The organism is Escherichia sp. AM3, from assembly GCF_032029835.1.
In the GTDB taxonomy this organism is placed as follows: domain Bacteria; phylum Pseudomonadota; class Gammaproteobacteria; order Enterobacterales; family Enterobacteriaceae; genus Escherichia; species Escherichia coli.
Genome location: NZ_JAVUPQ010000030.1, coordinates 17,122 through 39,925, shown reverse-complemented (window position 1 = coordinate 39,925; position 22,804 = coordinate 17,122). Strand labels below are relative to the sequence as shown.

Annotated in this window: 19 protein-coding genes and 1 pseudogene; 15 read left to right on the top strand and 5 right to left on the bottom strand. The window is 53.0% G+C overall.

Annotation, left to right across the window (positions count from 1 at the left end; translation table 11 throughout):
• Positions 1-5: 5 nt before the first annotated feature.
• Entirely contained in the window at positions 6-1,856 is a 1,851-nt protein-coding gene (gene ilvD / locus RTW80_RS12930) for a dihydroxy-acid dehydratase (RefSeq protein WP_312719266.1), read from the top strand.
• Between the two features lie 2 nt (positions 1,857-1,858).
• Entirely contained in the window at positions 1,859-3,403 is a 1,545-nt protein-coding gene (gene ilvA / locus RTW80_RS12925) for a threonine ammonia-lyase, biosynthetic (RefSeq protein WP_001338652.1), read from the top strand.
• Positions 3,404-3,454: 51 nt separating this feature from the next.
• Here ilvA and ilvY read toward each other — a convergent pair whose 3' ends face one another.
• Positions 3,455-4,348: an HTH-type transcriptional activator IlvY gene (ilvY, locus tag RTW80_RS12920; protein ID WP_000365791.1), complete on the bottom strand. Its 894-nt coding sequence runs from the start codon at positions 4,346-4,348 to the stop codon at positions 3,455-3,457.
• A gap of 149 nt (positions 4,349-4,497) precedes the next feature.
• Between ilvY and ilvC the strand changes: the two genes are divergently transcribed.
• Positions 4,498-5,973, top strand: a complete 1,476-nt coding sequence (gene ilvC / locus RTW80_RS12915; RefSeq protein WP_000024939.1) for a ketol-acid reductoisomerase — start codon at positions 4,498-4,500, stop codon at positions 5,971-5,973.
• A gap of 86 nt (positions 5,974-6,059) precedes the next feature.
• Here the strand turns inward: ilvC and ppiC are convergent, their stop codons facing one another.
• Together ppiC and RTW80_RS12905 are read right to left on the bottom strand one after the other, a co-directional pair.
• Positions 6,060-6,341, bottom strand: a complete 282-nt coding sequence (gene ppiC, locus RTW80_RS12910) for a peptidylprolyl isomerase PpiC (protein WP_001140251.1) — start codon at positions 6,339-6,341, stop codon at positions 6,060-6,062.
• A gap of 198 nt (positions 6,342-6,539) precedes the next feature.
• Positions 6,540-6,988, bottom strand: a pseudogene (locus tag RTW80_RS12905) (type II toxin-antitoxin system PemK/MazF family toxin).
• Between the two features lie 216 nt (positions 6,989-7,204).
• Here RTW80_RS12905 and rep point away from each other — a divergent pair.
• Positions 7,205-9,226 carry a DNA helicase Rep gene (gene rep / locus RTW80_RS12900; protein WP_001238886.1) on the top strand — a complete coding sequence of 674 codons (2,022 nt, stop codon included), beginning with the start codon at positions 7,205-7,207 and terminating at the stop codon, positions 9,224-9,226.
• 46 nt (positions 9,227-9,272) lie between these two features.
• Here rep and gppA read toward each other — a convergent pair whose 3' ends face one another.
• Positions 9,273-10,757: a guanosine-5'-triphosphate,3'-diphosphate diphosphatase gene (gppA, locus tag RTW80_RS12895; protein WP_001295254.1), complete on the bottom strand. Its 1,485-nt coding sequence runs from the start codon at positions 10,755-10,757 to the stop codon at positions 9,273-9,275.
• Positions 10,758-10,892: 135 nt separating this feature from the next.
• Positions 10,893-12,158, bottom strand: coding sequence for an ATP-dependent RNA helicase RhlB (gene rhlB, locus RTW80_RS12890; RefSeq protein ID WP_000047499.1), 1,266 nt, complete (start codon positions 12,156-12,158; stop codon positions 10,893-10,895).
• A gap of 130 nt (positions 12,159-12,288) precedes the next feature.
• On the opposite strand from rhlB, the gene trxA reads away from it, so the two are divergent.
• The 11 genes from trxA (at position 12,289) to rffA (ending at position 22,804) form a co-directional block, all read left to right on the top strand.
• Complete coding sequence (trxA, locus tag RTW80_RS12885) at positions 12,289-12,618, top strand: thioredoxin TrxA (RefSeq protein WP_001280776.1); 330 nt, start codon at positions 12,289-12,291, stop codon at positions 12,616-12,618.
• Between the two features lie 140 nt (positions 12,619-12,758).
• The gene (gene rhoL / locus RTW80_RS12880) at positions 12,759-12,860 is read left to right on the top strand and encodes a rho operon leader peptide RhoL (protein WP_001295255.1); all 102 of its coding nucleotides are present in this window, start codon (positions 12,759-12,761) and stop codon (positions 12,858-12,860) included.
• Between the two features lie 84 nt (positions 12,861-12,944).
• Positions 12,945-14,204: a transcription termination factor Rho gene (gene rho / locus RTW80_RS12875; RefSeq protein WP_001054527.1), complete on the top strand. Its 1,260-nt coding sequence runs from the start codon at positions 12,945-12,947 to the stop codon at positions 14,202-14,204.
• Between the two features lie 239 nt (positions 14,205-14,443).
• Positions 14,444-15,547 carry a UDP-N-acetylglucosamine--undecaprenyl-phosphate N-acetylglucosaminephosphotransferase gene (wecA, locus tag RTW80_RS12870; protein ID WP_001050943.1) on the top strand — a complete coding sequence of 368 codons (1,104 nt, stop codon included), beginning with the start codon at positions 14,444-14,446 and terminating at the stop codon, positions 15,545-15,547.
• An 11-nt stretch (positions 15,548-15,558) separates the two neighbouring features.
• Positions 15,559-16,605 carry an ECA polysaccharide chain length modulation protein gene (gene wzzE / locus RTW80_RS12865; RefSeq protein WP_001295256.1) on the top strand — a complete coding sequence of 349 codons (1,047 nt, stop codon included), beginning with the start codon at positions 15,559-15,561 and terminating at the stop codon, positions 16,603-16,605.
• 55 nt (positions 16,606-16,660) lie between these two features.
• A complete protein-coding gene (gene wecB, locus RTW80_RS12860) occupies positions 16,661-17,791 on the top strand; it encodes a non-hydrolyzing UDP-N-acetylglucosamine 2-epimerase (protein ID WP_000866670.1) in 1,131 nt (376 codons plus the stop codon).
• Positions 17,788-19,050 (top strand): UDP-N-acetyl-D-mannosamine dehydrogenase, encoded by a 1,263-nt coding sequence (gene wecC, locus RTW80_RS12855; RefSeq protein WP_000006621.1) that lies wholly within the window; start codon positions 17,788-17,790, stop codon positions 19,048-19,050. Before wecB ends, wecC begins: the two co-directional genes overlap by 4 nt.
• Positions 19,050-20,117 carry a dTDP-glucose 4,6-dehydratase gene (gene rffG, locus RTW80_RS12850; protein ID WP_001226588.1) on the top strand — a complete coding sequence of 356 codons (1,068 nt, stop codon included), beginning with the start codon at positions 19,050-19,052 and terminating at the stop codon, positions 20,115-20,117. Before wecC ends, rffG begins: the two co-directional genes overlap by 1 nt.
• An 18-nt stretch (positions 20,118-20,135) precedes the next feature.
• A complete protein-coding gene (rfbA, locus tag RTW80_RS12845; protein ID WP_000676056.1) occupies positions 20,136-21,017 on the top strand; it encodes a glucose-1-phosphate thymidylyltransferase RfbA in 882 nt (293 codons plus the stop codon).
• Complete coding sequence (gene rffC, locus RTW80_RS12840) at positions 20,995-21,669, top strand: dTDP-4-amino-4,6-dideoxy-D-galactose acyltransferase (protein WP_001145183.1); 675 nt, start codon at positions 20,995-20,997, stop codon at positions 21,667-21,669. The genes rfbA and rffC overlap by 23 nt, the downstream gene beginning before the upstream one ends.
• Positions 21,670-21,673: 4 nt before the next feature.
• Positions 21,674-22,804 (top strand): dTDP-4-amino-4,6-dideoxygalactose transaminase, encoded by a 1,131-nt coding sequence (rffA, locus tag RTW80_RS12835; protein WP_000612043.1) that lies wholly within the window; start codon positions 21,674-21,676, stop codon positions 22,802-22,804.

Genomic DNA, 22,804 nt, shown 5'->3' with positions numbered 1-22,804 from the left:
AAAGCATGCCTAAGTATCGTTCCGCTACCACCACCCATGGCCGTAATATGGCGGGGGCCCGCGCACTGTGGCGCGCCACCGGGATGACCGACGCCGATTTCGGTAAGCCGATTATCGCGGTTGTGAACTCGTTCACCCAATTTGTACCGGGTCACGTCCATCTGCGCGATCTCGGTAAACTGGTCGCCGAACAAATTGAAGCGGCTGGCGGCGTTGCCAAAGAGTTCAACACCATTGCGGTGGATGATGGGATTGCCATGGGCCACGGGGGGATGCTTTATTCACTGCCATCTCGCGAACTGATCGCTGATTCCGTTGAGTATATGGTCAACGCCCACTGCGCCGATGCCATGGTCTGTATCTCCAACTGCGACAAAATCACCCCTGGGATGTTGATGGCTTCCCTGCGATTAAATATTCCGGTGATCTTTGTTTCCGGCGGCCCGATGGAAGCCGGGAAAACCAAGCTGTCCGATCGGATAATCAAGCTCGATCTGGTTGATGCGATGATCCAGGGCGCAGACCCGAAAGTCTCTGACTCCCAGAGCGATCAGGTTGAACGTTCCGCCTGCCCAACCTGCGGTTCCTGCTCCGGGATGTTTACCGCTAACTCAATGAACTGCCTGACCGAAGCGCTGGGTTTGTCGCAGCCAGGCAACGGCTCGCTGCTGGCAACCCACTCGGACCGTAAGCAGCTGTTCCTTAATGCTGGTAAACGCATTGTTGAATTGACCAAACGTTATTACGAGCAAAACGACGAAAGTGCACTGCCGCGTAATATCGCCAGTAAGGCGGCGTTTGAAAACGCCATGACGCTGGATATCGCGATGGGTGGATCGACTAACACCGTACTTCACCTGCTGGCGGCGGCGCAGGAAGCGGAAATCGACTTCACCATGAGTGATATCGATAAGCTCTCCCGCAAGGTTCCGCAGCTGTGTAAAGTTGCGCCGAGCACCCAGAAATACCATATGGAAGATGTTCATCGTGCTGGTGGTGTTATCGGTATTCTCGGCGAACTGGATCGTGCGGGGTTACTGAACCGTGATGTGAAAAACGTACTTGGCCTGACGTTGCCGCAAACGCTGGAACAATACGACGTTATGCTGACCCAGGATGACGCGGTAAAAAATATGTTCCGCGCAGGCCCGGCGGGCATTCGGACTACACAGGCATTCTCGCAGGATTGCCGTTGGGATTCTCTCGATGACGATCGCGCAAACGGCTGTATCCGCTCGCTGGAACACGCCTACAGCAAAGACGGCGGCCTGGCGGTGCTCTACGGTAATTTCGCAGAAAACGGCTGCATCGTTAAAACCGCGGGCGTCGATGACAGCATCCTCAAATTCACCGGCCCGGCGAAAGTGTACGAAAGCCAGGACGACGCGGTAGAAGCGATTCTCGGCGGTAAAGTTGTCGCCGGAGATGTGGTAGTAATTCGCTATGAAGGCCCGAAAGGCGGTCCGGGGATGCAGGAAATGCTCTACCCAACCAGCTTCCTGAAATCAATGGGGCTCGGTAAAGCCTGTGCGCTGATCACCGACGGTCGTTTCTCTGGCGGCACCTCTGGCCTTTCTATCGGGCACGTCTCACCGGAAGCGGCAAGCGGCGGCAGCATTGGCCTGATTGAAGACGGCGATCTTATCGCTATCGACATTCCGAACCGTGGTATTCAGTTACAGGTAAGCGATGCCGAACTGGCGGCGCGTCGTGAAGCGCAGGAAGCCCGGGGTGACAAAGCCTGGACGCCGAAAAACCGTGAACGTCAGGTTTCCTTTGCGCTGCGTGCCTACGCCAGCCTGGCGACCAGCGCCGACAAAGGTGCGGTGCGCGATAAATCGAAACTGGGGGGTTAATGATGGCTGACTCGCAACCCCTGTCCGGCACCCCGGAAGGTGCCGAATATTTAAGAGCGGTGCTACGCGCGCCGGTCTATGAAGCGGCGCAGGTTACGCCGCTACAGAAAATGGAAAAACTGTCGTCGCGTCTTGATAACGTGATTCTGGTGAAGCGCGAAGATCGCCAGCCGGTGCACAGCTTTAAGCTGCGCGGTGCATACGCCATGATGGCGGGCCTGACGGAAGAACAAAAAGCGCACGGCGTGATCACCGCTTCTGCGGGTAACCACGCGCAGGGCGTCGCGTTTTCTTCCGCACGGTTAGGCGTGAAGGCACTGATCGTCATGCCAACCGCCACCGCCGATATCAAAGTTGATGCGGTGCGCGGCTTCGGCGGCGAAGTGCTGCTCCACGGTGCGAACTTTGATGAAGCGAAAGCCAAAGCGATCGAACTGTCACAGCAGCAGGGGTTCACCTGGGTGCCGCCGTTCGACCATCCGATGGTGATTGCCGGGCAAGGCACGCTGGCGCTGGAACTGCTCCAGCAGGACGCCCATCTCGACCGCGTATTTGTGCCAGTCGGCGGCGGCGGTCTGGCTGCTGGCGTGGCGGTGCTGATCAAACAACTGATGCCGCAAATCAAAGTGATCGCCGTAGAAGCGGAAGACTCCGCCTGCCTGAAAGCAGCGCTGGATGCGGGTCATCCGGTTGATCTGCCGCGCGTAGGGCTATTTGCTGAAGGCGTAGCGGTAAAACGCATCGGTGACGAAACCTTCCGTTTATGCCAGGAGTATCTCGACGACATCATCACCGTCGATAGCGATGCGATCTGTGCGGCGATGAAGGATTTATTCGAAGATGTGCGCGCGGTGGCGGAACCCTCTGGCGCGCTGGCGCTGGCGGGAATGAAAAAATATATCGCCCTGCACAACATTCGCGGCGAACGGCTGGCGCATATTCTTTCCGGTGCCAACGTGAACTTCCACGGCCTGCGCTACGTCTCAGAACGCTGCGAACTGGGCGAACAGCGTGAAGCGTTGTTGGCGGTGACCATTCCGGAAGAAAAAGGCAGCTTCCTCAAATTCTGCCAACTGCTTGGCGGGCGTTCGGTCACCGAGTTCAACTACCGTTTTGCCGATGCCAAAAACGCCTGCATCTTTGTCGGTGTGCGCCTGAGCCGCGGCCTCGAAGAGCGCAAAGAAATTTTGCAGATGCTCAACGACGGCGGCTACAGCGTGGTTGATCTCTCCGACGACGAAATGGCGAAGCTACACGTGCGCTATATGGTCGGCGGACGTCCATCGCATCCGTTGCAGGAACGCCTCTACAGCTTCGAATTCCCGGAATCACCGGGCGCGCTGCTGCGCTTCCTCAACACGCTGGGTACGTACTGGAACATTTCTTTGTTCCACTATCGCAGCCATGGCACCGACTACGGGCGCGTACTGGCGGCGTTCGAACTTGGCGACCATGAACCGGATTTCGAAACCCGGCTGAATGAGCTGGGCTACGATTGCCACGACGAAACCAATAACCCGGCGTTCAGGTTCTTTTTGGCGGGTTAGGGAAAAATGCCTGATAGCGCTTCGCTTATCAGGCCTACCCGCGCGACAACGTCATTTGTGGTTCGGCAAAATCTTCCAGAATGCCTCAATTAGCGGCTCATGTAGCCGCTTTTTCTGCGCACACACGCCCAGCTCAAACGGCGTTTTCTCATCGCTGCGCTCTAAAATCATCACGCGGTTACGCACCGGTTCGGGGCTGTTTTCCAGCACCACTTCCGGCAACAATGCCACGCCACAGCCGAGTGCCACCATCGATACCATCGCTTCATGCCCGCCAACCGTGGCGTAAATCATCGGGTTACTGATTTTATTGCGTCGAAACCACAGTTCAATGCGGCGGCGTACCGGCCCCTGATCGGCCATAATAAACGGCACCGTTGACCAGTCCGGCTTCTCTACCGACACCTGATTACGCACCGGGCAGGGCAGCGCGGGGGCAATCAGCACTACTGCCAGATTCTCCAACATCGAAAACGCCACTGCGCCGGGCAAGGTTTCCGGTTTACCCGCAATCGCCAGATCCGCTTCACCAGTGACCACCTTTTCCATCGCATCTGCCGCATCACCAGTAGTAAGTTTAATCTCCACCGACGGGTGTTCCGCGCGGAAGCGATCCAGAATCGGCGGCAGATGGCTGTAGGCAGCGGTCACCGAGCAGAAGATATGTAATTCGCCAGAGAGCGACGGCCCTTGCTGATCGATGGTGTGGCGCAACTGCTGATACTGCAACAGCGTTTGCTGGGCGAAAACGCGCAGCTCTTCGCCCGCTTCAGTCAGCGTCACCGTGCGGTTATCGCGCACAAACAGCGGCTGACCGAGATCTTCTTCCAGGCGCTGAATCTGCCGTGAGAGCGTGGATGGGCTAACGTGCATCGCCCGCGCGCTGCGGCCAAAATGGCGGCTTTCCGCCAGATGCAGGAAGGTTTTCAGATCGCGTAAATCCACAGGGACAGCCCTCGATGTTGACGTTGCAAAAATTGCAATGTGACGTTGTGAATATATCAATTTCCGCAATAAATTTCCTGTCATATAGTGAATTCAATCTCGCAAACGCGAACCGAACAATAAGAAGCACAACATCACGAGGAATCACCATGGCTAACTACTTCAATACACTGAATCTGCGCCAGCAGCTGGCACAGCTGGGCAAATGTCGCTTTATGGGCCGCGATGAATTCGCCGATGGCGCGAGCTACCTTCAGGGTAAAAAAGTAGTCATCGTCGGCTGTGGCGCACAGGGTCTGAACCAGGGCCTGAACATGCGTGATTCTGGTCTCGATATCTCCTACGCTCTGCGTAAAGAAGCGATTGCCGAGAAGCGCGCGTCCTGGCGTAAAGCGACCGAAAATGGTTTTAAAGTGGGTACTTACGAAGAACTGATCCCACAGGCGGATCTGGTGATTAACCTGACGCCGGACAAGCAGCACTCTGATGTAGTGCGCACCGTACAGCCACTGATGAAAGACGGCGCGGCGCTGGGCTACTCGCACGGTTTCAACATCGTCGAAGTGGGCGAGCAGATCCGTAAAGATATCACCGTAGTGATGGTTGCGCCGAAATGCCCAGGCACCGAAGTGCGTGAAGAGTACAAACGTGGGTTCGGCGTACCGACGCTGATTGCCGTTCACCCGGAAAACGATCCGAAAGGCGAAGGCATGGCGATTGCCAAAGCCTGGGCGGCTGCAACCGGTGGTCACCGTGCGGGTGTGCTGGAATCGTCCTTCGTTGCGGAAGTGAAATCTGACCTGATGGGCGAGCAAACCATCCTGTGCGGTATGTTGCAGGCTGGCTCTCTGCTGTGCTTCGACAAGCTGGTGGAAGAAGGTACCGATCCAGCATACGCAGAAAAACTGATTCAGTTCGGTTGGGAAACCATCACCGAAGCACTGAAACAGGGCGGCATCACCCTGATGATGGACCGTCTCTCTAACCCGGCGAAACTGCGTGCTTATGCGCTTTCTGAACAGCTGAAAGAGATCATGGCACCCCTGTTCCAGAAACATATGGACGACATCATCTCCGGCGAATTCTCTTCCGGTATGATGGCGGACTGGGCCAACGATGATAAGAAACTGCTGACCTGGCGTGAAGAGACCGGCAAAACCGCGTTTGAAACCGCGCCGCAGTATGAAGGCAAAATCGGCGAGCAGGAGTACTTCGATAAAGGCGTACTGATGATCGCGATGGTGAAAGCGGGCGTTGAACTGGCGTTCGAAACCATGGTCGATTCCGGCATCATTGAAGAGTCTGCATATTATGAATCACTGCACGAGCTGCCGCTGATTGCCAACACCATCGCCCGTAAGCGTCTGTACGAAATGAACGTGGTTATCTCTGATACCGCTGAGTACGGTAACTATCTGTTCTCTTACGCTTGTGTGCCGTTGCTGAAACCGTTTATGGCAGAGCTGCAACCGGGCGACCTGGGTAAAGCTATTCCGGAAGGCGCGGTAGATAACGGGCAACTGCGTGATGTGAACGAAGCGATTCGCAGCCATGCGATTGAGCAGGTAGGTAAGAAACTGCGCGGCTATATGACAGATATGAAACGTATTGCTGTTGCGGGTTAAGTGCGCGCTGATGCCCTCACCCCGACCCTCTCCCACAGGGAGAGGGAGAAAACACTCAAGGCCTTCTCCTGGAGAAGGCCTTGCTATTAGTTGCGGTACAGCACCTTAATGATGTGATATCCGAACTGGGTGTGCAGCGGGCCGGTCGGCTCCAGTACCGGACAAGAGAAAACCACTTTATCGAACGCCGGAACCATCTGACCCTGGCGGAATTCACCTAAATCACCGCCGCGTTTGCCTGATGGGCAAATGGAGTGTTTCTTCGCCAGCTTGCCGAAATCGGCCCCGTTCTTAATCTGCTCGAGAAGATCCAGAGCCAGTTTCTCTTCTTTTACAAGGATATGCAGTGCTGCTGCTGTTTTTGCCATGATCGTGCCTTGAGTGAATAATTGTCAGGCGGCGATTTTAGCATGATCCGCAGATGCTAACGTAATTGTCAGTCAGGGAGTGGCTGGTACATATATGGCAAAAGCCCGGAAAATCCGGGCTTCGCAGGTCCCTCAAGGGGAGAAAACTTAGGGCCTCTATGGGCTACAAAGTCATTATCGGGGATGGTTATTTTATTGTCAATTTATGAGCGATATGGCATTGATTGACTTGATGACCGCCCTCTGTATGTCTGCAACCAACTCATGTGGCAAACATTGATTAAGATACCCTCTGTAAGTCCTTGCTCTGTTTAATCTGTTTCGACTGACTTGTTGTACCAGGTCGGCTTTGGCCCAACGAATCTGCTGATCAAAGAATTGCAGGTCATTGATAACATTACTGGCTATTTCAACATGCATTCCACGTTTTAACTTGTCTGGTCGCGAGTGGTTGATAATGGAACGACGATGCATGCGTTGCCATTAATTTTTCCGTTGAGCACGACAACTAACCTGTTTTTTATCATTTCAGGAGGAATGCGGCCATCGTAATACGTCGTGCTGAACGGTCCATTTTGGCTAACAGGATAGTTACCAAAGTTGCATTCCAGTATTTCACCAACCTTAGGGCTGAAATTAATCGCCACGAGTAAACCTCTCCTTAGTAAACTCTGAAAAAGTAATAACACAACGTTACGACCCGATATTTTCTAAGTCTAATGGATTCACGATGAACTCCGATTTCGGTCTTCTCTCTCTGATTTAAACATCCGCAGCCAACCGGTTAGCGGCTTACACGCGGTCACATTCAAATGCGATTCTGCTACAATCCTCCCCCCGTTCGAAGATTGAGCAATACACCTATGCGTCTAAACCCCGGCCAACAACAAGCTGTCGAATTCGTTACCGGCCCCTGCCTGGTGCTGGCGGGCGCGGGTTCCGGTAAAACTCGTGTTATCACCAATAAAATCGCCCATCTGATCCGCGGTTGCGGTTATCAGGCGCGGCACATTGCGGCGGTGACCTTTACTAATAAAGCAGCGCGCGAGATGAAAGAGCGTGTAGGGCAGACGCTGGGGCGCAAAGAGGCGCGTGGGCTGATGATCTCCACTTTCCATACGTTGGGGCTGGATATCATCAAACGCGAGTATGCGGCGCTTGGGATGAAAGCGAACTTCTCGTTGTTTGACGATACCGATCAGCTTGCTTTGCTTAAAGAGTTGACCGAGGGGCTGATTGAAGATGACAAAGTTCTCCTGCAACAACTGATTTCGACCATCTCTAACTGGAAGAATGATCTCAAAACACCGTCCCAGGCGGCAGCAAGTGCGATTGGCGAGCGGGACCGTATTTTTGCCCATTGTTATGGGCTGTATGATGCACACCTGAAAGCCTGTAACGTTCTCGACTTCGATGATCTGATTTTATTGCCGACGTTGCTGCTGCAACGCAATGAAGAAGTCCGCGAGCGCTGGCAGAACAAAATTCGCTATCTGCTGGTGGATGAGTATCAGGACACCAACACCAGCCAGTATGAGCTGGTGAAACTGCTGGTGGGCAGCCGCGCGCGCTTTACCGTGGTGGGTGACGATGACCAGTCGATCTACTCCTGGCGCGGTGCACGTCCGCAAAACCTGGTGCTGCTGAGTCAGGATTTTCCGGCGCTGAAGGTGATTAAGCTTGAGCAGAACTATCGCTCTTCCGGGCGTATTCTGAAAGCGGCGAACATCCTGATCGCCAATAACCCGCACGTCTTTGAAAAGCGTCTGTTCTCCGAACTGGGTTATGGCGCGGAGCTAAAAGTATTAAGCGCGAATAACGAAGAACATGAGGCTGAGCGCGTTACTGGCGAGCTGATCGCCCATCACTTCGTCAATAAAACGCAGTACAAAGATTACGCCATTCTTTATCGCGGTAACCATCAGTCGCGGGTGTTTGAAAAATTCCTGATGCAAAACCGCATCCCGTACAAAATATCTGGTGGTACGTCGTTTTTCTCTCGTCCTGAAATCAAGGACTTGCTGGCTTATCTGCGCGTGCTGACTAACCCGGACGATGACAGCGCATTTCTGCGTATTGTTAACACGCCGAAGCGAGAGATTGGCCCGGCTACGCTGAAAAAGCTGGGTGAGTGGGCGATGACGCGCAATAAAAGCATGTTTACCGCCAGCTTTGATATGGGCCTGAGTCAGACGCTTAGCGGACGTGGTTATGAAGCATTGACCCGCTTCACTCACTGGTTGGCAGAAATCCAGCGTCTGGCGGAGCGGGAGCCGATTGCCGCGGTGCGTGATCTGATCCATGGCATGGATTATGAATCCTGGCTGTACGAAACATCGCCCAGCCCGAAAGCCGCCGAAATGCGCATGAAGAACGTCAACCAACTGTTTAGCTGGATGACGGAGATGCTGGAAGGCAGTGAACTGGATGAGCCGATGACGCTCACCCAGGTGGTGACGCGCTTTACTTTGCGCGACATGATGGAGCGTGGTGAGAGTGAAGAAGAGCTGGATCAGGTGCAACTGATGACTCTCCACGCGTCGAAAGGGCTGGAGTTTCCTTATGTCTACATGGTCGGTATGGAAGAAGGGTTTTTGCCGCACCAGAGCAGCATCGATGAAGATAATATCGATGAGGAGCGGCGGCTGGCCTATGTCGGCATTACCCGCGCCCAGAAGGAATTGACCTTTACGCTGTGTAAAGAACGCCGTCAGTACGGCGAACTGGTGCGCCCGGAGCCGAGCCGCTTTTTGCTGGAGCTGCCGCAGGATGATCTGATTTGGGAACAGGAGCGCAAAGTGGTCAGCGCCGAAGAACGGATGCAGAAAGGGCAAAGCCATCTGGCGAATCTGAAAGCGATGATGGCGGCAAAACGAGGGAAATAATCAAGGCCGGAAAAGATGCGTCAGCATCGCATCCGGCACTTACTCATTAATGCACTTCCAGCGGCCAGTGGACATAGCTCTGCCACTGGCTTTCCTGAGCAATAATCTCTTTACCCAGCGGATGTTGGGTTAGCCAACCTTGCGGAAGCGTCAAGGTCAACAGTTCATGGTTAGCCTGTAATGTCATCTCTGGCACGAGATCGTCACGGCGACGGCTGGCAAAAATGATGGCCAGGCGTAGTAAACGGCAGAGTTGTTCTGCGACGCGCGGCGGTACGGCATTTTGCTGATGCAGCGATGAGAGATCGACCGGATTAGTCTGGTTGAGCAGTAGCGTCGCCAGCAATTTTTTCTGTGCGGGGGTAAAACCGGGAAGATCCAGATTACGCACCAGATAAGCAGCGTGTTGCGGCGCTTGTTTGAAGTCAACGCTCAGGCCGATTTCATGAAGCTGACAGGCGCTGATGAGCAAATCGCGGCTTATTGCTTCAAGATGCCATTCGTTTTCCACCTGATCGAAGAAGTTAGCCGCAACTTTGGCTACGCGCTGTGCCTGATCAATATCGATCATAAAGCGGCGTTGAATATTACGCAGCGTACGGCTGCGAATATCCTGCTCGACGGCCAGATGCAACATGCCGTAGACCAGGCCTTCACGCAGCGCACCGCCCGCCAGGGTCATACACTGAATATTCAGTTCGGTAAAAATGGCGATCAGGATCGCCAGACCACTCGGGAACACTAACGCACGTTCCAGCGTCAGCCCGTCAATCTCCAGTTCCTCCAGCCGACCGCAATGAATGGCTCGCTGTTTCAATTGCTGCAACTTTTCCAGGGTAATGCGTTCATCCATCCCCTGTGCCATCATGATTTCCTGTAACGCCTGCACGGTGCCGGAAGCACCAACGCACACTTTCCAGCCGTGATACCGTAATTCATCGGCAACCGGACGTAACACTTCGCGTGCCGCTTTTTCTGCAGCATCAAAATTTTCCTGCCCCAGATTACGATCGGCAAAATAGCGTTCCAGCCAAGTGACGCAGCCCATCGACAGGCTGAACAACGAGGTGGTTTGTGCACCCGTGCCGGTTACCAGTTCAGTACTGGCTCCGCCTATATCCACCACCAGGCGCTGATCGGCACCACCAGTGGTGTGAGCAACGCCCTGATAAATCAGACGTGCTTCCTCTTCACCGCTGATCACCTGTACCGGACAACCGAGAATTTCCTGCGCTTTGGCAATAAAATCACCCGCATTGACGGCAAGGCGTAACGTCGCCGTAGCGACAACGCGAATTTGCGAGGGAGGAATATCTTGCAGACGTTCAGCAAACAGGCGCAAACATTGCCAACCGCGCTCCATTGCTTCATTGGAGAGGGCATTTTCGCTATTCAGGCCAGCAGCCAGACGCACTTTGCGTTTTATTCGCGTCAGCGTCTGGATGCTTCCAGCCACCTCGCGCACAACCAGCATATGAAAACTATTCGAACCGAGATCAATGGCTGCATACAGCGACGAGGTGGAACCCATACTCTTCATCCTTCAATCTGTCTCTGTGTTGGCTGCATTCTTTCACCTGAATCACTTACTACAGTAAGCTCATCGGGATTCATTCTCTTGCCATCTTGATACAGTTTGAATGATTTTGAGTATGACATTTTTTATTTAACCTGAACGACGACGATTACGCGGAGCGCCAGTACGACGCGGACCATTGCCTGTGCGCGGGCGCGTGAGGCGCAGCGGTTTTGGCAGATCGGTCATCAATGCGTCCGGATTGTATTTGCTTACCGGAATTGAGTGACCAATATAGGTCTCAATAGCAGGCAAATTCAATGCATACTCTTCACACGCCAGGCTGATAGAGTGACCGCTTGCGCCTGCGCGACCTGTACGACCAATACGGTGAACGTAATCTTCACAGTCATCGGGTAAATCGTAGTTAAAGACGTGCGTCACTGCCGGAATATGCAAACCACGCGCGGCAACGTCGGTGGCAACCAGAATATCCAGATCGCCACGGGTAAATTCATCAAGAATACGCAGACGTTTTTTCTGCGCGACATCGCCTGTCAACAAACCGACACGATGACCATCTGCCGCCAGGTGGCCCCAGATCTCTTCACAACGGTGTTTGGTATTGGCGAAAATAATCGCTCTGTCTGGCCACTCTTCTTCGATCAGCGTTTGCAGCAAACGCATTTTTTCTTCGTTAGAAGGGTAGAAAAGCTCTTCTTTAATACGGTGGCCCGTTTTCTGTTCCGGTTCCACTTCAATATATTCGGCATTGTTCATCTGCTCGAACGCCAGTTCACGTACCCGGTACGAAAGCGTGGCGGAGAACAGCATGTTGAGGCGCTGGTTTGCAGGCGGCATACGGCGGAACAGCCAGCGGATATCTTTAATAAAGCCCAGATCGTACATGCGATCGGCTTCGTCCAGTACCACTACCTGAATGGCACCGAGGTTAATATGGTTCTGCTTGGCATAGTCAATTAAACGACCCGTGGTGCCAATCAGAATGTCAACGCCGCTTTCCAGCACTTTCAGCTGTTTGTCGTAGCCATCACCACCGTAAGCCAGACCCAGCTTCAGGCCAGTAGCTTCCGCCAGCGGTTCTGCGTCGGCATGGATCTGCACGGCAAGTTCACGCGTCGGTGCCATAATTAAGGCACGCGGTTGATTCACCTTGCGATCGGCAATCGCAGGATGAGAGAGAAGATAATGAAACGTTGACGTAAGAAACGCCATCGTTTTCCCGGTACCGGTTTGCGCCTGCCCGGCTACGTCACGACCCGCCAGCGTCAGCGGAAGGGCCAGTGCCTGAATGGGCGTACAGTTATGAAACCCTTTTTTTTCAAGGGCTTCTACAACCTTCGGATGCAGGGCGAAGTCGGAAAACTTCTGTTCTGTTAAATGTGTTTTGCTCATAGTGTGGTAGAATATCAGCTTACTATTGCTTTACGAAAGCGTATCCGGTGAAATAAAGTCAACCTTTAGTTGGTTAATGTTACACCAACAACGAAACCAACACGCCAGGCTTATTCCTGTGGAGTTATATATGAGCGATAAAATTATTCACCTGACTGACGACAGTTTTGACACGGATGTACTCAAAGCGGACGGGGCGATCCTCGTCGATTTCTGGGCAGAGTGGTGCGGTCCGTGCAAAATGATCGCCCCGATTCTGGATGAAATCGCTGACGAATATCAGGGCAAACTGACCGTTGCAAAACTGAACATCGATCAAAACCCTGGCACTGCGCCGAAATATGGCATCCGTGGTATCCCGACTCTGCTGCTGTTCAAAAACGGTGAAGTGGCGGCAACCAAAGTGGGTGCACTGTCTAAAGGTCAGTTGAAAGAGTTCCTCGACGCTAACCTGGCGTAAGGGAATTTCATGTTCGGGTGCCCCGTCGCTAAAAACTGGACGCCCGGCGTGAGTCATGCTAACTTAGTGTTGACTTCGTATTAAACATACCTTATTAAGTTTGAATCTTGTAATTTCCAACGCTTCCCGTTTTATCTTAAATGCGAAGTGAACAGATTTCTGGCTCGTCACTCAATCCGTCTTGTCGTTTCAGTTCTGCGTACTCTCCTGTGACCAGGCAGCGAAAAGACATGAGTCGATGACCGTAAACAGGCATGGATGATCCTGCCATACCATTCACAACATTAAGTTCGAGATTTACCCCAAGTTTAAGAACTCACACCACTATGAATCTTACCGAATTAAAGAATACGCCGGTTTCTGAGCTGATCACTCTCGGCGAAAATATGGGGCTGGAAAACCTGGCTCGTATGCGTAAGCAGGACATTATTTTTGCCATCCTGAAGCAGCACGCAAAGAGTGGCGAAGATATCTTTGGTGATGGCGTACTGGAGATATTGCAGGATGGATTTGGTTTCCTCCGTTCCGCAGACAGCTCCTACCTCGCCGGTCCTGATGACATCTACGTTTCCCCTAGCCAAATCCGCCGTTTCAACCTCCGCACTGGTGATACCATCTCTGGTAAGATTCGCCCGCCGAAAGAAGGTGAACGCTATTTTGCGCTGCTGAAAGTTAACGAAGTTAACTTCGACAAACCTGAAAACGCCCGCAACAAAATCCTCTTTGAGAACTTAACCCCGCTGCACGCAAACTCTCGTCTGCGTATGGAACGTGGTAACGGTTCTACGGAAGATTTAACCGCTCGCGTACTGGATCTGGCATCACCTATCGGTCGTGGTCAGCGTGGTCTGATTGTGGCACCGCCGAAAGCCGGTAAAACTATGCTGCTGCAGAACATTGCTCAGAGCATTGCTTACAACCACCCGGATTGTGTGCTGATGGTTCTGCTGATCGACGAACGTCCGGAAGAAGTAACCGAGATGCAGCGTCTGGTAAAAGGTGAAGTTGTTGCTTCTACCTTTGACGAACCCGCATCTCGCCACGTTCAGGTTGCGGAAATGGTGATCGAGAAGGCCAAACGCCTGGTTGAGCACAAGAAAGACGTTATCATTCTGCTCGACTCCATCACTCGTCTGGCGCGCGCTTACAACACTGTTGTTCCGGCGTCAGGTAAAGTGTTGACCGGTGGTGTGGACGCCAATGCCCTTCATCGTCCGAAACGCTTCTTCGGTGCGGCGCGTAACGTGGAAGAGGGCGGCAGCCTGACCATTATCGCGACGGCGCTTATCGATACCGGTTCTAAAATGGACGAAGTTATTTACGAAGAGTTTAAAGGTACAGGCAACATGGAACTGCACCTCTCTCGTAAGATCGCTGAAAAACGCGTCTTCCCGGCTATCGACTACAACCGTTCCGGTACCCGTAAAGAAGAGCTGCTCACGACTCAGGAAGAACTGCAGAAAATGTGGATCCTGCGCAAAATCATTCACCCGATGGGCGAAATCGATGCAATGGAATTCCTCATTAATAAACTGGCCATGACCAAGACCAATGACGATTTCTTCGAAATGATGAAACGCTCATAAATTTGTCTTATGCCAAAAACGCCACGTGTTTACGTGGCGTTTTGCTTTTATATCTGTAATCTTAATGCCGCGCTGGCGATGTTAGGAAAATTCCTGGAATTTGCTGGCGTGTTATGCAATTTGCATATCAAATGGTTAATTTTTGCACAGGACTGGTGGGTTCGGAACGGACTTTCCCTTCTGAATAAAGGTCTTCGTGGTTATACTTCTGCTAATAATTTTCTCTGAGAGCATGCATTGTGAATTTACTGACAGTGAGTATTGATCTCATCAGTATTTTTTTATTCACGACACTGTTTCTGTTTTTTGCCCGTAAGGTGGCAAAAAAAGTCGGTTTAGTGGATAAACCAAACTTCCGCAAACGTCACCAGGGATTGATACCTCTCGTTGGGGGGATTTCGGTTTACGCAGGGATTTGCTTCACGTTCGGAATTGTCGATTACTATATTCCGCATGTATCTCTCTATCTCGCTTGTGCCGGTGTGCTTGTTTTCATTGGCGCGCTGGATGACCGTTTTGATATCAGCGTAAAAATCCGTGCCACCATACAGGCCGCTGTTGGCATTGTTATGATGGTGTTCGGCAAGCTTTATCTCAGTAGCCTGGGTTATATCTTTGGCTCCTGGGAGATGGTGCTCGGACCGTTTGGTTACTTCCTGACGCTATTTGCCGTCTGGGCGGCCATTAATGCGTTCAACATGGTTGATGGCATTGATGGCTTGCTGGGCGGGTTGTCCTGCGTCTCGTTTGCAGCAATCGGTATGATTTTGTGGTTCGACGGGCAAACCAGCCTCGCAATCTGGTGCTTTGCGATGATCGCCGCCATCCTGCCATACATCATGCTTAACCTTGGTATCCTGGGTCGCCGCTACAAAGTCTTTATGGGTGATGCGGGCAGTACGCTGATTGGTTTTACCGTTATCTGGATCCTGCTCGAAACGACCCAGGGCAAAACCCATCCCATCAGCCCGGTTACCGCTTTGTGGATAATCGCCATTCCGCTAATGGATATGGTGGCGATTATGTACCGTCGCCTGCGTAAAGGCATGAGCCCATTCTCTCCTGACCGTCAGCATATTCACCATTTGATCATGCGTGCCGGGTTTACTTCCCGTCAGGCGTTTGTGCTGATTACCCTTGCCGCAGCACTGCTCGCTTCCATTGGCGTGCTGGCAGAATATTCTCATTTTGTCCCGGAGTGGGTCATGCTGGTGCTCTTTTTGCTAGCATTCTTCCTCTATGGATATTGCATTAAGCGTGCCTGGAAAGTTGCTCGCTTTATTAAGCGCGTAAAACGCAGACTGCGTAGAAATCGTGGTGGCAGCCCCAATTTAACCAAATAAATGAGGATGTGATGACACAACCAATGCCTGGGAAACCGGCCGAAGACGCTGAAAATGAACTGGATATTCGTGGGTTGTTTCGTACCTTGTGGGCTGGGAAGCTATGGATTATTGGCATGGGGCTGGCGTTTGCGTTAATCGCGCTGGCGTATACGTTTTTTGCTCGTCAGGAGTGGAGCTCGACGGCGATTACCGATCGTCCAACGGTGAATATGCTGGGGGGATATTACTCGCAGCAGCAATTTTTGCGTAACCTGGATGTCCGTTCAAACATGGCTTCTGCCGACCAACCATCGGTCATGGACGAAGCCTATAAAGAGTTTGTTATGCAACTGGCCTCGTGGGATACCCGCAGAGAGTTCTGGCTGCAAACCGACTATTACAAACAGCGGATGGTGGGCAACAGCAAAGCCGATGCGGCGTTGCTGGATGAAATGATTAACAACATCCAGTTTATCCCCGGAGACTTTACCCGCGCGGTCAATGACAGCGTGAAGCTTATTGCCGAAACCGCGCCTGACGCTAATAACCTGTTACGTCAGTATGTTGCTTTTGCCAGCCAGCGTGCAGCCAGCCATCTGAATGATGAGCTGAAAGGCGCATGGGCGGCGCGTACCATCCAGATGAAAGCTCAGGTGAAGCGTCAGGAAGAGGTGGCGAAAGCCATCTACGACCGCCGGATGAACAGCATTGAGCAGGCGCTGAAAATTGCTGAGCAGCATAATATTTCGCGCAGTGCGACAGATGTACCTGCCGAGGAATTACCTGATTCAGAAATGTTCCTGCTTGGGCGTCCAATGCTTCAGGCTCGACTGGAAAATTTACAGGCCGTCGGTCCGGCCTTTGATCTCGACTATGATCAGAATCGGGCCATGTTAAACACCCTGAATGTTGGTCCAACCCTGGATCCGCGTTTTCAGACCTATCGCTATTTGCGTACGCCGGAAGAACCGGTAAAACGCGATAGCCCACGTCGTGCCTTCCTGATGATTATGTGGGGCATTGTCGGGGGGCTGATCGGGGCTGGTGTCGCATTAACCCGCCGTTGCTCGAAATAGCAACACTGCTGCGGTGAGCGCAAAGGCGCTCGCCGCTTATTCGAAGAGAATCGATGTGAAAGTACTGACTGTATTTGGTACGCGCCCGGAAGCCATCAAGATGGCGCCGTTGGTGCATGCGTTGGCAAAAGATCCTTTTTTTGAGGCTAAAGTTTGCGTCACTGCGCAGCATCGGGAGATGCTCGATCAGGTGCTGAAACTCTTTTCCATTGTACCTGACTACGATCTCAACATAATGCAGCCAGGACAGGGCCTGACAGAGATAACCTGTCGGATTCTGGAAGGGCTAAAACCTATTCTTGCCGAGTTCAAACCAGACGTCGTGCTGGTTCACGGCGATACGACGACGACGCTGGCAACCAGCCTGGCGGCGTTTTATCAGCGTATTCCTGTTGGTCACGTTGAGGCTGGTCTGCGCACGGGCGATCTCTATTCGCCGTGGCCGGAAGAGGCTAACCGTACATTGACCGGGCATCTGGCGATGTATCACTTCTCTCCAACCGAAACTTCCCGGCAAAACTTGCTGCGTGAAAACGTTGCGGATAGCCGAATCTTCATTACCGGTAATACAGTCATTGATGCACTGTTATGGGTGCGTGACCAGGTGATGAGCAGCGACACGCTGCGTTCAGAACTGGCGGCAAATTACCCGTTTATCGACCCCGATAAAAAGATGATTCTGGTGACCGGTCACAGGCGTGAGAGTTTCGGTCGTGGCTTTGAAGAAATCTGCCACGCGCTGGCAGACATCGCCACCACGCACCAGGACATCCAGATTGTCTATCCGGTGCATCTCAACCCGAACGTCAGAGAGCCGGTCAATCGCATTCTGGGGCATGTGAAAAATGTCATTCTGATCGATCCCCAGGAGTATTTACCGTTTGTCTGGCTGATGAACCACGCCTGGCTGATTTTGACCGACTCAGGCGGCATTCAGGAAGAAGCGCCTTCGCTGGGGAAACCTGTGCTGGTGATGCGCGATACCACTGAGCGTCCGGAAGCGGTGACGGCGGGTACGGTGCGTCTGGTAGGCACGGATAAGCAGCGAATTGTCGAGGAAGTGACGCGTCTTTTAAAAGACGAAAACGAATATCAAGCTATGAGCCGCGCCCATAACCCGTATGGTGATGGTCAGGCATGCTCTCGCATTCTGGAAGCGTTAAAAAATAATCGGATATCACTATGAGTTTTGCGACCATTTCTGTTATCGGACTGGGTTATATCGGGCTGCCAACGGCAGCAGCGTTTGCCTCACGGCAAAAACAGGTAATTGGTGTCGATATCAACCAACATGCGGTTGATACCATCAATCGTGGCGAAATCCATATCGTCGAACCTGATTTGGCGAGTGTAGTAAAAACTGCCGTAGAAGGCGGTTTTTTACGAGCGAGCACGACGCCAGTTGAAGCGGATGCCTGGCTGATTGCTGTACCCACGCCGTTTAAGGGCGATCATGAGCCAGATATGACCTACGTTGAATCGGCTGCTCGCTCCATTGCGCCAGTGCTGAAAAAAGGCGCGCTGGTGATCCTTGAATCCACCTCGCCGGTGGGGTCAACCGAGAAGATGGCAGAATGGTTAGCAGAGATGCGTCCGGATCTCACTTTCCCGCAGCAGGTGGGCGAGCAGGCGGACGTCAACATTGCTTACTGCCCGGAACGCGTGTTACCAGGACAGGTAATGGTCGAGCTGATTAAAAACGATCGCGTGATTGGTGGTATGACGCCGGTTTGTTCGGCCCGCGCCAGCGAACTGTACAAAATTTTCCTCGAAGGTGAGTGTGTCGTCACTAACTCGCGGACGGCGGAAATGTGTAAGCTCACCGAAAACAGCTTCCGCGATGTGAATATCGCTTTTGCTAATGAATTGTCGCTGATTTGTGCCGATCAGGGGATTAACGTCTGGGAACTGATTCGCCTGGCGAATCGTCACCCTCGCGTTAATATTCTTCAGCCTGGCCCTGGCGTGGGCGGTCACTGCATTGCTGTTGATCCGTGGTTTATCGTGGCACAGAACCCCCAGCAGGCGCGGCTTATCCGTACCGCGCGCGAAGTTAACGATCACAAACCGTTCTGGGTTATCGATCAGGTGAAAGCGGCGGTTGCCGACTGCCTTGCTGCTACCGATAAACGCGCCAGTGAACTGAAAATCGCCTGCTTTGGTCTGGCGTTTAAACCGAATATTGATGACCTGCGCGAAAGCCCGGCGATGGAAATCGCTGAACTGATCGCCCAGTGGCACAGCGGCGAAACGCTGGTTGTTGAGCCTAACATCCACCAGTTGCCGAAAAAACTGACCGGGCTTTGTACTCTGGCGCAGCTTGACGAGGCGCTGGCAACGGCAGACGTGCTGGTGATGCTGGTCGATCATAGTCAGTTCAAAGTTATCAATGGCGACAATGTCCATCAGCAGTATGTCGTCGATGCCAAAGGAGTCTGGCGCTGATGAGAAAAATTCTGATAACAGGTGGTGCCGGGTTTATTGGCTCGGCGCTGGTGCGTTATATCATCAACGAAACGAGCGATGCGGTGGTAGTGGTCGATAAGCTGACCTACGCCGGAAACCTGATGTCGCTGGCACCGGTCGCGCAAAGCGAGCACTTTGCCTTTGAGAAAGTTGATATCTGCGATCGGGCAGAACTGGCACGCGTATTCACTGAGCATCAGCCAGACTGTGTCATGCATCTGGCAGCCGAAAGCCATGTTGACCGTTCTATTGACGGCCCGGCAGCGTTTATTGAAACCAACATTGTCGGGACTTATACATTGCTTGAAGCGGCGCGGGCTTACTGGAATACGCTGACGGAAGATAAAAAATCAGCGTTCCGTTTTCATCATATCTCCACCGACGAAGTATATGGTGACCTGCACTCGACGGATGATTTCTTCACCGAAACCACGCCGTATGCGCCGAGCAGCCCTTATTCCGCGTCAAAAGCCAGCAGCGACCATCTGGTGCGCGCCTGGCTGCGGACCTACGGTCTGCCGACGCTGATCACCAACTGCTCGAATAACTACGGTCCTTACCACTTTCCGGAAAAACTGATCCCGCTGATGATCCTCAACGCGCTGGCGGGTAAACCGCTGCCGGTATATGGCAACGGGCAGCAAATCCGTGACTGGCTGTATGTGGAAGATCACGCCCGCGCGCTGTATTGCGTGGCGACCACCGGGAAAGTCGGTGAAACCTATAATATTGGTGGTCACAACGAGCGTAAGAATCTCGATGTTGTGGAAACCATTTGCGAGCTGCTGGAAGAACTGGCTCCGAACAAGCCGCACGGCGTGGTGCACTATCGTGACTTGATCACCTTTGTCGCTGACCGTCCGGGGCATGATCTGCGTTATGCCATTGATGCTTCGAAAATTGCCCGTGAACTTGGTTGGCTGCCACAGGAAACCTTTGAAAGTGGAATGCGTAAAACGGTGCAGTGGTATCTGGCTAATGAAAGCTGGTGGAAGCAGGTGCAGGACGGCAGCTATCAGGGCGAGCGTTTAGGTCTGAAAGGCTAATTTTCAGCGGAGGCAAACATGAAAGGTATTATCCTGGCGGGCGGTTCCGGCACCCGATTGCATCCGATTACGCGCGGCGTATCGAAGCAACTGTTGCCGATTTACGATAAGCCAATGATTTACTATCCGCTGTCGGTGCTGATGCTGGCCGGTATCCGCGAAATTCTCATCATCACTACGCCGGAAGATAAAGGTTATTTCCAGCGCCTGCTGGGCGATGGTAGTGAGTTCGGTATCCAGCTGGAATATGCCGAACAGCCCAGCCCGGACGGTCTGGCGCAGGCCTTTATCATCGGTGAAACCTTCCTTAATGGTGAACCTTCTTGTCTGGTGCTGGGCGATAACATCTTCTTCGGTCAGGGCTTCAGTCCGAAGCTGCGTCATGTTGCGGCGCGCACGGAAGGGGCGACGGTTTTTGGCTATCAGGTGATGGACCCGGAACGCTTTGGCGTGGTGGAATTTGACGACAATTTCCGCGCTATCTCGCTGGAAGAAAAGCCAAAACAGCCGAAGTCAAACTGGGCGGTGACCGGGCTTTATTTCTACGACAGTAAAGTCGTGGAGTACGCAAAGCAGGTGAAGCCGTCGGAGCGCGGTGAACTGGAGATTACCTCCATCAACCAGATGTACCTCGAGGCGGGCAACCTGACCGTTGAACTGCTCGGGCGCGGATTTGCCTGGCTGGATACCGGCACTCACGACAGCCTGATTGAGGCCAGCACTTTTGTGCAGACAGTAGAAAAACGCCAGGGCTTTAAGATTGCCTGCCTGGAAGAGATCGCCTGGCGTAACGGCTGGCTCGATGACGAGGGTGTGAAGCGTGCTGCCAGTTCATTAGCGAAAACTGGCTACGGCCAATATCTGCTGGAGTTACTTCGTGCCCGTCCGCGCCAGTATTGAGCCACTAACTTGGGAAAACGCCTTCTTTGGTGTTAACAGCGCCATCGTGCGCATTACGTCTGAAGCACCGCTCCTGACGCCAGACGCGTTAGCGCCGTGGTCACGGGTGCAGGCCAAAATTGCGGCATCAAATACGGGTGAACTGGATGCCCTGCAACAGCTGGGATTCTCCCTGGTAGAAGGTGAAGTTGATTTGGCGCTACCCGTGAACAATGCCAGTGATAGCGGTGCTGTAGTGGCACAAGAGACCGATATTCCCGCATTACGTCAGTTAGCCAGCGCCGCATTTGCGCAAAGCCGTTTTCGTGCGCCGTGGTATGCGCCTGACGCCAGCAGTCGCTTTTATGCACAGTGGATTGAAAATGCCGTGCGCGGCACCTTTGATCATCAATGTCTGATTTTACGTGCGGCGTCCGGCGATATTCGCGGCTATGTCTCTTTACGGGAACTCAATGCGACAGATGCGCGAATTGGCCTGCTGGCTGGACGCGGTGCAGGTGCTGAGCTGATGCAAACGGCGCTAAACTGGGCGTATGCTCGCGGTAAAACAACTTTGCGGGTGGCGACCCAGATGGGCAACACCGCCGCGCTTAAACGATACATACAAAGTGGTGCGAATGTAGAAAGCACCGCGTACTGGTTATACAGGTGATCACATGATTCCATTTAACGCACCGCCGGTGGTGGGAACCGAACTCGACTATATGCAGTCGGCAATGGGTAGCGGCAAACTGTGTGGCGATGGCGGTTTTACCCGTCGCTGCCAGCAGTGGCTGGAGCAACGTTTTGGCAGCGCCAAAGTGTTACTGACGCCGTCCTGCACCGCTTCGCTGGAGATGGCGGCGCTGCTGCTCGATATCCAGCCTGGCGATGAAGTGATCATGCCGAGCTACACCTTTGTCTCCACCGCCAATGCCTTTGTGCTGCGTGGCGCAAAAATCGTTTTTGTGGATGTTCGCCCGGACACCATGAACATCGACGAAACGCTGATTGAAGCGGCGATCACCGACAAAACGCGCGTTATCGTGCCGGTCCATTACGCGGGTGTGGCCTGCGAAATGGACACCATTATGGCGTTGGCGAAAAAGCATAATCTTTTTGTGGTGGAAGATGCCGCTCAGGGCGTGATGTCCACTTACAAAGGGCGTGCACTGGGAACCATTGGTCATATTGGCTGCTTTAGCTTCCATGAAACCAAAAACTACACGGCGGGTGGTGAAGGCGGCGCGACGCTGATTAACGATAAAGCGTTAATCGAACGAGCCGAGATCATCCGTGAAAAGGGCACTAACCGCAGCCAGTTCTTCCGTGGTCAGGTCGATAAATATACATGGCGCGATATTGGCTCCAGCTATTTGATGTCCGATCTGCAAGCTGCGTACCTGTGGGCGCAACTGGAAGCAGCGGATCGTATCAACCAGCAACGTCTGGCGCTGTGGCAAAACTACTACGATGCGTTAGCGCCTCTGGCGAAAGCCGGGCGTATCGAGCTGCCGTCGATTCCCGATGGCTGCGTGCAGAACGCGCATATGTTCTACATTAAACTGCGGGATATTGATGACCGGAGCGCGTTGATTAACTTTCTGAAAGAAGCGGAAATCATGGCGGTGTTTCATTACATTCCGCTGCACGGTTGCCCTGCGGGGGAACACTTTGGTGAGTTCCACGGTGAAGATCGCTACACCACCAAAGAGAGCGAGCGCCTGCTGCGCCTGCCGCTGTTCTACAACCTGTCGCCCGTCAATCAGCGTACGGTAATTGCGACTTTGTTGAACTACTTCTCCTGA

Coding starts and splice junctions, on each gene's coding strand:
- ilvD (WP_312719266.1), top strand. CDS start 6: ATGCCTAAGTATCGTTCCGCTACCACCACCCATGGCCGTAATATGGCG.
- ilvA (WP_001338652.1), top strand. CDS start 1,859: ATGGCTGACTCGCAACCCCTGTCCGGCACCCCGGAAGGTGCCGAATAT.
- ilvC (WP_000024939.1), top strand. CDS start 4,498: ATGGCTAACTACTTCAATACACTGAATCTGCGCCAGCAGCTGGCACAG.
- ppiC (WP_001140251.1), bottom strand. CDS start 6,341: ATGGCAAAAACAGCAGCAGCACTGCATATCCTTGTAAAAGAAGAGAAA.
- rep (WP_001238886.1), top strand. CDS start 7,205: ATGCGTCTAAACCCCGGCCAACAACAAGCTGTCGAATTCGTTACCGGC.
- gppA (WP_001295254.1), bottom strand. CDS start 10,757: ATGGGTTCCACCTCGTCGCTGTATGCAGCCATTGATCTCGGTTCGAAT.
- rhlB (WP_000047499.1), bottom strand. CDS start 12,158: ATGAGCAAAACACATTTAACAGAACAGAAGTTTTCCGACTTCGCCCTG.
- trxA (WP_001280776.1), top strand. CDS start 12,289: ATGAGCGATAAAATTATTCACCTGACTGACGACAGTTTTGACACGGAT.
- rhoL (WP_001295255.1), top strand. CDS start 12,759: ATGCGAAGTGAACAGATTTCTGGCTCGTCACTCAATCCGTCTTGTCGT.
- rho (WP_001054527.1), top strand. CDS start 12,945: ATGAATCTTACCGAATTAAAGAATACGCCGGTTTCTGAGCTGATCACT.
- wzzE (WP_001295256.1), top strand. CDS start 15,559: ATGACACAACCAATGCCTGGGAAACCGGCCGAAGACGCTGAAAATGAA.
- wecC (WP_000006621.1), top strand. CDS start 17,788: ATGAGTTTTGCGACCATTTCTGTTATCGGACTGGGTTATATCGGGCTG.
- rffG (WP_001226588.1), top strand. CDS start 19,050: ATGAGAAAAATTCTGATAACAGGTGGTGCCGGGTTTATTGGCTCGGCG.
- rfbA (WP_000676056.1), top strand. CDS start 20,136: ATGAAAGGTATTATCCTGGCGGGCGGTTCCGGCACCCGATTGCATCCG.
- rffA (WP_000612043.1), top strand. CDS start 21,674: ATGATTCCATTTAACGCACCGCCGGTGGTGGGAACCGAACTCGACTAT.